Consider the following 12,566-nt stretch of genomic DNA (forward strand, 5'->3'; position numbering starts at 1 on the left):
CCGACCCCGATCAGGACGGCCCTCACGGCGTGAGCGGCCGCTCCGAGGCCCGGATCGGCGACGGGAGTTCGGTCCGCCCCCGCAGGTAGCGGTCCACCGCGGCAGCGGCCGCCCGCCCCTCGGCGATCGCCCAGACGACGAGGGACTGTCCGCGCCCGGCGTCGCCCGCCACGAAGACGCCCTCCGCCGCGGTGCCGAAGCCGTCGTCCCTGGCCAGGGCGCCCTCCGGCCCGATGGCGAGGCCGAGTTGGGCGAACAGCCGCTGGTCCGGTTCCGGCCCGGTGAAGCCCAGGGCAAGCAGCACGAGCTGCGCCGGGAGGGTCTGCTCGGTGCCGGGCCGCGGGCTGCGGTCGGCGGGTTCGGTCTCGGCGAAGCGGACGGCGGCGAGCCGGCCGTCCGGGCCCGCTTCGAAGCCCACGGTGGTCGCCGCGAACACCCTGGGCCCGGCTGCGACGGCGCCGGACTCCTCGTGCGAGGTGGTCTCCCGGTACACCTTGGGGTGGACCGGCCAGGGCTGCCCGGGTGCCCGGCGCTCCGGCGGGCGCGGGTTGATGTCCAACTGGGTGACGGAGGCGGCGCGCTGGCGCAGCGCCGTGCCCAGGCAGTCGGCCGCCGTGTCCCCGCCTCCGACGATCACCACGTGGCGGCCCTCGGCGGAGACCGGCGAGGCCGGGCAGTCGCCCTCGTCCGTCCGGTTCGCCCAGGTCAGGTAGTCCATCGCCTGGTGCACCCCGGCCAGTTCGCGTCCGGGCACCGGCAGTTCCCGGCAGGCGGTGGCGCCCACCGCGACGACCAACGCGTCGTACCCGGACCGCAGTTCCTCCCCGGGCACGTCCCGGCCGACCCACACCCCGGTGCGGAAGTCGGTGCCCTCGGCCCGCAGCTGGTCGAGCCGGCGTTCCAGCCGGTGCTTCTCCAACCGGAACGGCGGGATGCCGTACCGCAGCAGTCCACCCGCGCGGTCGGCCCGCTCGTAGACCGTGGTGGCGTGTCCGGCCCGGGTCAGCTGCTGGGCGGCGGCCAGCCCGGCCGGGCCCGACCCGATCACCGCGACCCGCCGCCCGGCGTCGCGCCCACCGCCCCGCCCGGGCGGCAGGGGGCCGTCCCAGCCCTCCTCCCAGGCCCGGTCGGCGATCGCCAGCTCCACGTTCTTGATGGTCACCGCGGCTCCGCCGATCGCCAGGACACAGGCGCTCTCGCAGGGCGCCGGGCAGAGCCGCCCGGTGAACTCCGGGAAGTTGTTCGTGGCCAGCAGCCGGGCCGCCGCGGCCCGCCAGTCGTCTGCCGCCACCAGCCGGTTCCAGTCCGGCACCAGGTTCCCCAACGGGCAGGCGCTGTGGCAGAAGGGCAGTCCGCAGTCCATGCACCGCTCCGCCTGCCCGCCGACCACGGGCAGCAGTGCCCCCGGCCGGTACACCTCCCGCCGGTCCCCCAGCCGGTCCCGGGCGTCCCGCCGCGCCCGCTCCGCACGGGGGGTGGTGAAGAAGGCCATCCGGTCTGCCATCGCGGCCTCCGGCAGGGCGTGCCGACACTGACCCGGCGGCCCGCCCGGCGGCACGCCACCGTGTGGCCACCGTACGCCCGCGAAGCAGCACGCGAAAGCGGCGACCGGACGTACCCGTCCGACCGGCTCCACCGACCCGCCCCGGGCCGTCGTGAGCACGCCAGGGAGAATCCTCGTCATGACCCACACCGTGCTGATCGCCGAGGACGACCGGGCCATCCGCGACTCGCTCGTCCGCGCGCTGATGCTGGAGGGCTACCGGGTGCGGATCGCCACGAACGGCACCCAGACCCTGGCCGTCCTCGCCGAACAGCGCCCGGACGTCCTGCTGCTCGACGTGATGATGCCCGAGCCGGACGGCCTGGAGGTCTGCCGCCGGCTGCGCGCCGTCGGCGACCGCACCCCGGTGCTGATGCTCACCGCCCGGGTCGAGGTCCCGGACCGGATCGCCGGGCTCGACGCCGGTGCCGACGACTACCTGGTCAAGCCCTTCGACGTACACGAGCTGTTCGCCCGGCTGCGCGCCCTGCTGCGTCGCCACGAGCCGACGCCCACGACCGGGGGCCCGCCCGTCGTCGAGGTCCTGACCGTCGCCGACCTGCGGATCGAGCCGCCCGCCCGGCGGGCCTGGCGGGACGGCGAGGAGCTGGAGCTGTCCCGCACCGAGTTCGATCTGCTGGAGCTGCTGACCCGGCACGCCGGCGCCGTCCTCGACCAGGCCACACTGTACGAGCGGATCTGGGGCTACGACTTCGGACCCGGCTCGAAGAACCTCGCCGTCTTCATCGGCTACCTGCGCCGCAAGCTCGACCGCCCCGGCATGCTCCCGTTGATCCACACCGTCCGCGGCGTCGGCTACACGCTGCGCGAGCCGTGACCGGCCAGGCACGCCGCCCGCGCCTGCCGCGCCCGGGCCTGCACGCCGCTCTCTCGCTCGCCTTCGCCGCGATCGCCGCCCTGGTCGCCGTGCTGATCGGCGCCCTCGGCTACCACGCCGCCGCCCGGCTGATCCGCGACGACGAGACCGCCGACTTCGGCGCGGCCGTCGCCTCCGTCGACCGGCAGGTCGAACAGGAGGTCCTCTTCCCGGGCGACTTCGCCGGCCCCAGCGGCCTAAGCGACGACCTGCTGCGCCCGATCCGGGTGACCTCGCAGGCGCTCGACCCCGATGCCCGGGTGCTCCCCGGCACCGCCCGGCTCGACCTGCCGTCGACCCCGGAGGACCTCCGACTCGCCCGGTCCGACGAGCCGGGCCGCACCGCGACCGGGCTGCGCGTCCTGCACGGCGACACCCTCCGGGTGGGCGTCGTCTCGCTCGGCGGCCACCGGGGCGCGGTCCAGATCATCCAGCAGGTCGGTCCGACCGAGCACCTGCTGGCCGTGCTGCGGATCCGCACCGCCCTCCTGGTGGCGATGGTCGCGGTGCTCGCGGGCGGGGCGGGCTGGCTGCTGGCCCGGGGGATCTCGGGCCGGCTGGTCCGGCTCACCGCCGCGGCCGAACTGGTCGCCGCCAGCGGCCGGTTGGACGTCCCGGTGCCCGCCGCCGGTACGGACGAGGTGGGCAGGCTCGGCCGTGCCTTCGACCGGATGCTGGTCCGGCTCGCCACCGCCAAGGAGAACCAGCGCCGTCTCGTCCAGGACGCCGGGCACGAGCTGCGCACCCCGCTGACCAGCCTGCGCACCAATCTCGCGGTGCTCCCCGCCCTGGACCGGCTGCCGCCCTCCGAGCGCGCCGCGTTGATGGCCGATCTGGCCGAGGAGGCGAGGGAGTTGACCCAGCTGGTGGAGGAGCTGGTGGCGCTGGCCGCGGACCGCCGGGCGGACGAGCTGCCGACCGAGGTGGTCCTGGCCGATGTGGTCCGCGGGGCCGCCGCCCAGGCCGGGCGGCGCAGCGATCGGGAGATCCTGGTGGACGCGGACGACACCGTGGTCACCGCCCGCCCCGACGCGCTGGCCCGCGCGGTGGGGAACCTGCTCGACAACGCCGCCAAGTTCGACCCGGCCGGCGCGGGCCCGATCGAGGTGGTGGTGCGCGGCCCACGGGTGGAGGTGCGCGACCGCGGCCCGGGCATCGACGAGGCCGACCTCGACCGGGTCTTCGACCGCTTCTACCGGGCCACCGCCGCCCGCAGCCTGCCCGGTTCCGGGCTGGGCCTGGCGATCGTGCACGAGGTGGCCAGGTCGCACGGCGGCGCCGCGTTCGCCGCCAACCGGGAGGGCGGCGGTGCGGTGATCGGCTTCACCCTCGGCGACTGACGGATGCGGACGGGCCCGGTGCACGGAAGCGGCACCGGGCCCCGACGGACGTCAAACCCGGACGAACATCAGGCCCCGACGGACGTCAAACCCCGACGGATGTCATCAGCCCCCGCCCGAGCCAGTCGGACTCGTCCTTCACACCCGGCAGGACGAAGAAGTACCCGCCACCCGTCGGCGAGATGTAGTCCACCAGCGGCTCGCCGATCAGCCTGGTCTGGGTGGCCTCGAACTGCCGCACCACGTCCTGCTGGTAGCAGCAGAACACCAGGCCCATGTCCAGGTTGCCCGCCTTGTCGACGCCCCGGTCGTAGTTGAAGCCGCGGCGCAGGATGCGCGAGTCGTCGGTGTCGGAGGTGCGCGGGTTGGCGAGGCGGATGTGCGCGTCGAGCGGGATCGCCTTGCCGTCCGGGTCCTTGGCGTAGTCCGGCGCGTCGGTCTCCTGGTGGCCGTCGAGCGGCGCGCCGGTGTCGCGGCGGCGGCCGAACATCTTCTCCTGCTCGGTGAGGGTGACCCGGTCCCAGAACTCGATGAGCATCCGGATGATCCGGATCACCTGGTAGCTGCCGCCGACGGCCCAGGCGGGCTCGCCCGTCGCACCGTTCACCCAGATCAGCCGGTCCATCTCCCGGGCCGACCCGGTGTCCGGGTTGACGATCCCGTCCTTGAAGCCGAGCAGGTTGCGCTGGGCGCCGTCGGGGCGGGACTGGTTCTGGAAGCCGTCGATCCGCCAGAGGATCTGCATCGCACCGCGGGTGTGCCGGGTGATGTCGCGCAGCGCGTGCAGCACGGTGTCCTGGCGGTCGGCGCAGATCTGCAGCGAGAGGTCGCCGTGCAGTTCGGCGGCCTGCAGGTTGTCGTTGGGGAAGGTCTTCATCGGCGTCAGCTTGAGCGGCTTGGCCTTGGCCAGCCCGTAGCGGTCGTCGAAGAGCGAGGCGCCGACGCCGACGGTGACGGTCAGGTTGTCGGTGGGGACGGTGGGGCCCAGGATGCCGCTGTCCGCGGGCGGCGCGCCGACACCGGCGTCGGGCGGGGTGCCGCCGGCGGTGAGGAAGCGGATCCGCTCGGTCAGGGTCTTCAGCAGGCCTTCGAGTCCGGTGCGGTCCTGGGCGATCACCTGGCAGGAGACGAAGGCCGCGTAGCCGGGGGCCGGGGTGGTGATCCCGGCCTGGTGGGCGCCGTGGAACGGCACCGCCCCGCCCTTCGTCGGGTGGGCGTCCCCCGCGGCGGCCGGACCGGCGGCGAGGGTGAGGCCGCCGCCGGCGAGCACGGCCGCGCCGGCACCGGCGCCGAGCGCGGCCCGGACGAAGCTGCGCCGGGCCGGTCCGGCCGGACAGCCGCTCTCTGCGGGAGCCGCCGGAGCTGCGGGAGCCTCGGAAGCCGGGGCGACGGCCTGGGCGGCGTGCGGGAACGGGCAGGAGCCGGCGGCTGCGGTGTGGTCGGTCATCAGGCGGCCTTCCGGATCTCGAGCAGGGCGGGAATGGGGGCGAGGTCCTCCAGCAGCTGGCCGGTGGCACCGTTGAGCTGACGGCGGGTGTCGGCGGGCAGCCGGTCGACCGGGGTCCAGCCGTCGGGCGTGCGGGCGGCGGCGACGAGGTCGCCGACCCGCTTCATCCCGGCGTTCACCCGGACCGACAGCTGCGGGTCCCGGTCGTCGAGCAGCGGCTGCAGCAGGGTCAGCAGTTCCTGGGTGCCCGCCAGGTTGGCCTGGGCGGTGGCCAGGTTGGTGCCGCTGCCCATGTCGGTGTCACCGGTCAGCTCGAACTGGAGGGTGTTCTCCAGGATCTCGTGGGCGCGCAGCGGCAGGTCGGCCGGGTCGAAGTCCTGGGCCGGGAAGTCGTGCACCAGCTTGGCGACGTTCTGCGCCAGCTCGTCCGCGACGGGCGTCAGGTCGGCGGCGGACTGGCCGTGCCAGAGGCCGTACTCCAGGCGCAGGAAGCCGGTGAAGCCCGGGTCCCGGTACTTGTCGGCGAGGCCGTCCGGGCGTCCGTCGATCTTGCCGTCGAGGTCGGCGAAGGTGCCGTAGGCGGCGCCGAGCGAGGCGTACTGCAGGTGTGCGGTGAGCCAGTCGGTCCTGGCGGTGGCGAGGTCGCCGGAGTGCACGTCGGCCTGCAGCTTCTGGGTCTGCGTCATGAGGGTCGCGAGGCCCTGCTCGACGTACGCCTTGTAGCTGTCGAGCGGGCCCTTGAGGTCGTCCTCGGAGACCGGCTTGACGGCCTTGGCCTCGCTGCCGCCGGCGATGTGCACGGCGGCGGAGGTGACGGCGTTCCCGCCGGTGGGAACGCAGCGCCAGGCGTAGTCGCCCGAGCCGATGGTGGCGGTGAGCGCCCGGGTGGTGCCGGGGGCCAGACCCTCGACCTCGCCGTAGACCGCGCCGGTGCCCGGGTCGACCAGGTACACCTCGGAGACCTTGTCACCGGTGTTGTGCATCTGGAAGACCTGCTGGCCGGGCTGCGGGGTGCCGAAGCCCCGGCCGCAGTCCCGCTCGGAGACGGTGACGGTGGCGGAGCCGTTCTGCTTGCCGTCGCCGAGTGCGATCACGGCGCCGGCCACCACGACCGGGACGGCGACCAGGGCGGTCGGCAGCACCCAGCGCGGACGGCCGGGGCGCACCGGCCCGGCCTGCTCCCCGGCGGGCGCCGCGGTCGCGTCGTCCTTCGCGTCGTTCCCGGCTTCCTTCCCGGCGCCGTTCCCGGCGTCCTTCGCAGCGTCCTTCGCGGGCGCCGGAGCACCCGCACCGCCGCGGACACCCTCGATGAACATCGTCATCACCACGCCCAGGTACGCGACGTACCCGACGACCTGCAGCACCGTCATGGTGACGGTCAGGTTGAGCGTGCCCTGGACGAGGGTGGCGTACCAGGACGAGGCGTCCAGGTGCCCGCTCAGGTCGAAGGCGTACGTGCTGCCGCCGCCGACCAGGCCGGACTCCTGCAGGTCGCGCAGGCCGTAGCCGAGCACGCCCGCCGCCACGACGATCAGCCCGGCCCCGGTGACGGTGAAGAACCGGGTGAGGTTCATCTTCAGCGCCCGCCGGTACAGGCCCCAGCACAGTCCGGTGGAGAGCACCAGGCCGACGGCCGCGCCGAGCAGCGGGCCGGTGGACTCCCCGGCGGTGCGCACGTTGGTCCACAGGAAGAGCGAGGTCTCCAGGCCCTCGCGGGCGACCGCGAGGAAGCTGGTGAGGACCAGTGCGCCGGCGCCCACCGCCAGCGAGGCCTGGACCTTCTCCTTCAGTTCGGCGGAGAGGGTGCGCGCCGAGCGGCGCATCCAGAACACCATCGCGGTGACGAAGCCGACCGCAATCAGGCTGAGCACCCCGCCGAACGCCTCCTGGGCGTGGCCGGAGAGGTTGGCGGCGGTGAAGGTGAGCACGGCGCCGAAGCTCAGGCTCAGCGCCACGGCCGCCGCGACGCCGGTCCACACCTGGGGCAGCCGGGCCTTCTGACCCGCCCGGACCAGTGTGGCGACCAGGATCGACACGATCAGTCCGGCTTCCAGACCCTCGCGCAACCCGATCAGGAAGCTGGGAAACGCCTCATCCCACATGCAGCGGGCTCCTCCCCCGGGCCGCCCCGGGCCGTCACCTGTCTCGCCCCGCCGCGGTGGCGGTGGAGCGGCACAGCCGAACGCCCCGGACGTCGTGGTCCAGGGCGCTTCGGCTTAGCTTAGGCAAACCTTAGGGCCGCGCTGGTCAACTGCACCCCCGCTTCGGGTAAGGGTTCGGTATGGGTACTCCCGTGCGTTCACCAAACCGGCGCGTCGGAGCGGTCGAGGGGTGGTGCGCGTCACCCCGCCCGCGCTCGCACCGTCACCCCCACCACTGCTCGGGCACGGGCTCCGGCTCGGCCGGGACCGTCACCGGTTCGGCGGAGCGCACCAGCAGGTCGCCGGACTCGGTCTCGGCGACCAGGTAGCCGCGCTCGCGCAGCACGAGCGCGGCCGCGCCGCTCAATGCCGCGCACGCCTCCCGGGTGGGCGGCCCGTCCGGCTCCGCGCCCGGTTTCCAGCCGACCACCACGCCCTCGGGGTGGCGGTCGATCCACAGCGGTGAGGGGCCCGGCGCGGTGTCGAACCCGGCGCGGGCCAGGGTTTCGGTGACGTCCTCGAAGAGTTCACGGTGATCCACCATTGGCGCAGCGTAGGCCGTGGAGCGCACGACCCCCGGGCGCGGCACGCGCCGGACCGGTCCAACGGCACCCGACCGCAGCATCGGCACCCGTTGGGCCGACCGGCGGCCAGCCGATCGGGCGTCAGGAACGCCCGTCCGGCCCGACACGAGCGGCCGGACGGGCCGATGGACGTGCACAGTCGGCCCCCTGCCGACAGCATGTCAGAGTAAGCGCTCCATCACCCTGAGCAACGTGTCCAGCGGGCCGGCCCGGTCCGCGCGCCGGCTCGACCGGCGGGCCCGTATCGAGAGGTCCCATGATCACAACACTTCGCCGGCCGGCGTTCCCGCCGACGGGGCTCCAGCACGGCACGCCGAGGACGCCGGGGAGCCCGTCGTGAGAGCCGACCAGCAGTCGCAGCCGGGACCGGTGACCAGCACGCGCGCCAAACCCGCGAACACGGCCGAGGCCCTCGCCGACTGGACCGACGGCCGGCTCGGCATCTACGCCCTGGCCAAGTCCAACCTGCGCAAGATCTTCCCGGACCACTGGTCCTTCATGCTGGGCGAGATCGCGCTCTACACCTTCGTGATCATCATCATCACGGGCGTCTGGCTGACCATGTTCTTCCAGCCGAGCATGAGCGAGGTCGTCTACGAGGGCTCGTACGTACCGCTCAAGGGCGTCACCATGTCGGAGGCCTACGCCTCGACGCTCGGCATCAGCTTCGACATCCGCGGCGGCCTGCTGATCCGCCAGATCCACCACTGGGCGGCGATCGTCTTCGTCGCCGCGATGCTGACGCACATGATGCGCGTCTTCTTCACCGGCTCGTTCCGCAAGCCGCGCGAGATCAACTGGATCTTCGGCGCCCTGCTGCTGTTCCTCGGCATGTTCGACGGCTTCATGGGCTATTCCCTGCCGGACGACCTGCTCTCCGGCACCGGCATCCGGTTCATGGAGGGCGCGATCCTGGCCGTCCCGATCGTCGGCTCCTACCTGCAGTTCTTCATCTTCGGCGGACAGTTCCCCGGCTTCGTCATCGTGCCGCGGCTGTTCACCGTCCACATCCTGCTGATCCCGGGGATCATGGTGGGCCTGCTCGCGGCGCACCTGATCCTGGTCTTCTACCACAAGCACACCCAGTTCGCCGGGCCCGGCCGCACCAACAAGAACGTGGTCGGCATGCCGCTGCTGCCGGTCTACACGGCCAAGGCGGGCGGCTTCTTCTTCCTGGTCTTCGGCGTGGTGGCGGTCATGTCGGCGATCGCCACGGTCAACCCGATCTGGGCGTACGGCCCGTACCGGCCCGACCAGGTGTCCACCGATGCCCAGCCGGACTGGTACATGGGCTTCTCCGAGGGCCTGGTCCGCGTGATGCCGGGCTGGGAGGTCAGCGTCTGGGGCGGCCACACCCTGAACCTCGGGGTGTTCATCCCGCTGGTCGTCTTCCCGACCGTGCTGATGGCCATCTGGTCCTGGCCGTTCCTGGAGGCGTGGGTCACCGGGGACCGCGGTGAGCACCACATCGCGGACCGACCGCGCAACGCGCCGGTGCGCACGGCCTTCGGCGCGGCCTGGATGGGCCTCTACCTGAGCCTGCTGGCGGGCGGCGGCAACGACCTGCTGGCCACCCACTTCCACCTCTCGATCAACACCATCACCTACGCCGTGCGGATCGGCTTCTTCGCCGTGCCGGTGATCGTCTTCGTGATCACCAAGCGGTGGTGCCTGGGCCTGCAGCGCCGGGACCGGGAGAAGGTGCTGCACGGACGGGAGACCGGCGTCATCCAGCGGCTCCAGCACGGCGAGTTCGTCGAGGTCCACGCCCCGCTGCCGCCGGGCCGGCTCTTCACCCTCACCGCGCACGACCAGCCGCAGCCGACGGTCCTACCGCCGGAGGTGGACGAGAACGGGGTGGTCCGCAAGGCCGGACTGTTCACCCGCGCCCGGGTGAAGCTGTCCCGCGGCTTCTACGGCCAGGGCAGCCAGATCGCCAAGCCCACCGCCGAGGAGCACGCGGAGGTCACCAGCGGCCACGGCCACCACTGACCCCCGCTCCGGGCACGACGAGGGCCCGCAGCGCCGTTGCCGGCGCGGCGGGCCCTGGTCGTGCGTGCGGGTCCGGACGGCCCTGCGGGCTCAGCCCCGCAGGACTGCCGGGACGACGGCGAACAGCGCCGCCGCCAGCGTGACGGAGGCGCAGAGCGCCGCCCAGCGGGCGCAGATCCGGCGGCACTCGGCGCGGTACCGGGCGGCCAGCCGGCGGCAGCGTTCGACGGCGCGCTCCACGACCTCCTCGGCGTAGCGCAACCGGTCCGCGGTGTAGGCCTGTTCGAGGTTCTCCCGTTCCGCGGCCGGGAGCCAGGGGAACTGCCCGGCGAAGGCACGGGCGTCCCGCTCGGCCGCCGCGACCTCCGCCTCCCAGGCCAGGAAGCCCTCGATGCGGGCGAACTCCACCCGGGAGTCCGCCCGGCCGCCGGTGCCGGCGGGCCTGCCCCGGCGCGGGTTCCGCGCGCCCGGCGGACGCTGTCTGCCACCCATGACCGCTCCTCGTGTCCAGTCGTCCCGCCTGGTCGGCCGCGCGGGAGTCGGCTCTGCGGCAGACCGCTCCGCAACCAGGAAACTACTATCAGTGACCGACTGGGGGCGTCGGGCGACTCGCCGAGCCTCCGCACAACCCGGGCCCGCCCCCGGTCGAAAAGGCTGCGCGCCGCGCACTTCTGCGCCCCCACGCTCCTGCTCGACGCGCAACTTCCGCGACCGTGGCGGCCATGACGACGGATCAGCCAGGCCGTCGCAGCACTGCGCGAACGGCCGGCCGGGGAACCGCTCGGGGGGCGCTCACCCGGCCCCTGCTCGACTCGTTCCACGGCGCAGCCGAGCAGCCGACCCCGCAGTGGACCGCCGCCGTACGGCTGTTGCTGCGCGAACCGGTGCCCCAGGCCGAGCTGACCCGCGGCGGCGCGGAGACGGAGGCCGGACTCGCGGCGGCCGTGGCGGCCCGGACCGGGACCGACGCGGCCCGGGTCCACTACCCGAAGCTCGTCGCCGCGGCCGCGCTCGCGGCGCTCAAGGCTGCCAACGACCGGTTCGTGAAAGCCGATCCACCGGTGCCGTACCGGTGCCCGACCCGTCGTCACACCGAACCCGTGTTCCCGGCGGGGGAATCGAGATGGGCTGCGACGTCGTCATCGCCGGCGTCGGCCCGAACGGGCGGTTGCCTGCCTGCGAACGGGCACGGGCCGGGTTCCGCCGGTGGTGCCGGAGCGACTGCCCGAACGCTCCGGGGCGCAGAAGGCCGACGGCCTGGTCGGCGAGGTGATCCGGCTGCTCGACCACCGGGGCCGGGACGAACCGCTCGGCGGACCGGGTGCGCCACGGCCCGCGCCCCGGCCGGTGCCCTGCTGCCGCGCCCCGACGGGTACGTCGCCCGGGCGTCGGAGCCCGGCGCGCGGACCCGGGCGCTGCGCACCTGGTGCGGCGACGCCCGGACCTGAGTACGCGTACCCAGGCCGACCGAGTACCCCGCCGCTGCCCGGCGGCCGGGGTGAGGCAGCAGCATGGGCCGTATGAGCGAACTCGCGCGCACCTCCGGCCGCACGACCGTCTCCGCCCGCGGGCAGTGGTGGAACGCCGTGACGATCTCCACCGCGGTGTATCTGGTCCTCCTGCCACTGGCGGCGGTCGTCCGCGGCCTCGCCGAGATGATGACCGACGCCTGTGCTTCCCCGGCCGCCTGCCCCTCGACCTACGCCCATCTGGCCCTGGCGGACCGCGGGTTGTTCGCGAGCCTGGCCCTGGTCGTCCTCCAGTGGCCCGTCGTCCGCCTGGTCCGCCGGGGCCGGGTGCTGGTCACGCTGCTCCCCGCGGTGGCACTGGCGGTCGCCGTGGTCGCGATGTTCACCATCGAGGGGAACACCTGATCCGGGCGTTCCACAGGACTGACGCCGGGTCAACTATGGTCGTCGCCGGCACGTCCGGCGTGGACGGGCCACCTCCTGACGAGACGGGGAAACGGTGCGCATCGGAATCATCGGCACGGGCACGGTCGGACGCACGCTGGGGAGCAAGCTGGTCTCGCTCGGCCACCGGGTGACGCTGGGCTCCCGGACCAAGGACAACGAGAAGGGGCTGGCCTGGGCCACCGAGGCCGGCCCCGGCGCCCAGTGCGGGACCTTCGCCGACGCGGCCGCCTTCGGCGAGGTGGTGCTGAACGCCACCGGCGGGACGGTCGCCCTGGCGGCACTGCGGGCCGCCGGGGCGGAGCACCTCGCGGGGAAGCTGCTGATCGACGTCTCCAACCCGTTGGTCTTCGGCCCCGAGGGCCAGGTCTCCCTCGACCCGGTGAACACCGACAGCGTCGGCGAGCGGATCCAGCGCGAGTTCCCCGAGGCCCGGGTGGTGAAGGCGCTCAACACCGTCAACTGCGACCTGATGGTGGAGCCGGGCCGGCTGAGCGGCGAGCACAACCTCTTCATCGCCGGCGATGACGCGGCGGCCAAGGCGGAGGCCGTCGCCCTGCTCGGCGGCTTCGGCTGGCCGGCCGAGTGGATCATCGACCTCGGGGACATCACGGCCGCCCGTGCGACGGAGATGCTGATGCCGTTCTGGCTCCGGATGATGGGGCATTTCGGCAGCGCCGAGTTCAACTACTCGTTCCGGCGCCCCGCGTAACGCGGGAGGGGCTGCCC

11 protein-coding genes are annotated in these 12,566 nt (G+C 73.7%); 6 read left to right on the forward strand and 5 right to left on the reverse strand.

The features are described from left to right. Positions 1–22: 22 nt before the first annotated feature. A complete protein-coding gene (locus tag ACFV04_RS16965; protein WP_380346899.1) occupies positions 23–1,504 on the reverse strand; it encodes a glutamate synthase subunit beta in 1,482 nt (493 codons plus the stop codon). 178 nt (positions 1,505–1,682) lie between these two features. Between ACFV04_RS16965 and ACFV04_RS16970 the strand changes: the two genes are divergently transcribed. Both ACFV04_RS16970 and ACFV04_RS16975 read left to right on the forward strand, forming a co-directional pair. Further along, entirely contained in the window at positions 1,683–2,381 is a 699-nt protein-coding gene (locus ACFV04_RS16970; RefSeq protein WP_380529790.1) for a response regulator transcription factor, read from the forward strand. After that, positions 2,378–3,760, forward strand: a complete 1,383-nt coding sequence (locus ACFV04_RS16975) for an ATP-binding protein (protein ID WP_380346903.1) — start codon at positions 2,378–2,380, stop codon at positions 3,758–3,760. Before ACFV04_RS16970 ends, ACFV04_RS16975 begins: the two co-directional genes overlap by 4 nt. 85 nt (positions 3,761–3,845) lie before the next feature. Here ACFV04_RS16975 and efeB read toward each other — a convergent pair whose 3' ends face one another. The 3 genes from efeB to ACFV04_RS16990 all read right to left on the reverse strand — a co-directional run bounded on the left by efeB (position 3,846) and on the right by ACFV04_RS16990 (position 7,892). Beyond that, complete coding sequence (gene efeB, locus ACFV04_RS16980; RefSeq protein WP_380529792.1) at positions 3,846–5,207, reverse strand: iron uptake transporter deferrochelatase/peroxidase subunit; 1,362 nt, start codon at positions 5,205–5,207, stop codon at positions 3,846–3,848. Then, on the reverse strand, positions 5,207–7,309 hold the full coding sequence (efeU, locus tag ACFV04_RS16985; protein WP_380346907.1) for an iron uptake transporter permease EfeU: 2,103 nt from the start codon (positions 7,307–7,309) through the stop codon (positions 5,207–5,209). Before efeU ends, efeB begins: the two co-directional genes overlap by 1 nt. Before the next feature lie 262 nt (positions 7,310–7,571). Continuing rightward, positions 7,572–7,892, reverse strand: a complete 321-nt coding sequence (locus tag ACFV04_RS16990) for a hypothetical protein (RefSeq protein WP_380346909.1) — start codon at positions 7,890–7,892, stop codon at positions 7,572–7,574. A gap of 409 nt (positions 7,893–8,301) precedes the next feature. Here ACFV04_RS16990 and ACFV04_RS16995 point away from each other — a divergent pair, with 409 nt between their 5' ends. Then, on the forward strand, positions 8,302–9,924 hold the full coding sequence (locus ACFV04_RS16995; protein ID WP_380346959.1) for a cytochrome bc complex cytochrome b subunit: 1,623 nt from the start codon (positions 8,302–8,304) through the stop codon (positions 9,922–9,924). Positions 9,925–10,014: 90 nt separating this feature from the next. Here ACFV04_RS16995 and ACFV04_RS17000 read toward each other — a convergent pair whose 3' ends face one another. Then, a complete protein-coding gene (locus ACFV04_RS17000) occupies positions 10,015–10,416 on the reverse strand; it encodes a hypothetical protein (protein WP_360255605.1) in 402 nt (133 codons plus the stop codon). 230 nt (positions 10,417–10,646) lie between these two features. On the opposite strand from ACFV04_RS17000, the gene ACFV04_RS17005 reads away from it, so the two are divergent. The 3 genes from ACFV04_RS17005 to ACFV04_RS17015 all read left to right on the forward strand — a co-directional run bounded on the left by ACFV04_RS17005 (position 10,647) and on the right by ACFV04_RS17015 (position 12,549). Then, a complete protein-coding gene (locus ACFV04_RS17005) occupies positions 10,647–11,372 on the forward strand; it encodes a hypothetical protein (RefSeq protein ID WP_380529795.1) in 726 nt (241 codons plus the stop codon). A gap of 72 nt (positions 11,373–11,444) precedes the next feature. Then, positions 11,445–11,798, forward strand: a complete 354-nt coding sequence (locus tag ACFV04_RS17010) for a hypothetical protein (RefSeq protein WP_380346911.1) — start codon at positions 11,445–11,447, stop codon at positions 11,796–11,798. 94 nt (positions 11,799–11,892) lie between these two features. Next, positions 11,893–12,549 carry an NADPH-dependent F420 reductase gene (locus ACFV04_RS17015; RefSeq protein ID WP_380346912.1) on the forward strand — a complete coding sequence of 219 codons (657 nt, stop codon included), beginning with the start codon at positions 11,893–11,895 and terminating at the stop codon, positions 12,547–12,549. Positions 12,550–12,566 lie beyond the last annotated feature (17 nt).

The organism is Kitasatospora sp. NPDC059599 (genome assembly GCF_042735125.1).
Taxonomy (GTDB): domain Bacteria; phylum Actinomycetota; class Actinomycetes; order Streptomycetales; family Streptomycetaceae; genus Kitasatospora.

Coding starts and splice junctions, on each gene's coding strand:
- ACFV04_RS16965 (WP_380346899.1), bottom strand. CDS start 1,504: ATGGCAGACCGGATGGCCTTCTTCACCACCCCCCGTGCGGAGCGGGCG.
- ACFV04_RS16970 (WP_380529790.1), top strand. CDS start 1,683: ATGACCCACACCGTGCTGATCGCCGAGGACGACCGGGCCATCCGCGAC.
- efeB (WP_380529792.1), bottom strand. CDS start 5,207: ATGACCGACCACACCGCAGCCGCCGGCTCCTGCCCGTTCCCGCACGCC.
- efeU (WP_380346907.1), bottom strand. CDS start 7,309: ATGTGGGATGAGGCGTTTCCCAGCTTCCTGATCGGGTTGCGCGAGGGT.
- ACFV04_RS16990 (WP_380346909.1), bottom strand. CDS start 7,892: ATGGTGGATCACCGTGAACTCTTCGAGGACGTCACCGAAACCCTGGCC.
- ACFV04_RS17000 (WP_360255605.1), bottom strand. CDS start 10,416: ATGGGTGGCAGACAGCGTCCGCCGGGCGCGCGGAACCCGCGCCGGGGC.
- ACFV04_RS17005 (WP_380529795.1), top strand. CDS start 10,647: ATGACGACGGATCAGCCAGGCCGTCGCAGCACTGCGCGAACGGCCGGC.
- ACFV04_RS17010 (WP_380346911.1), top strand. CDS start 11,445: ATGAGCGAACTCGCGCGCACCTCCGGCCGCACGACCGTCTCCGCCCGC.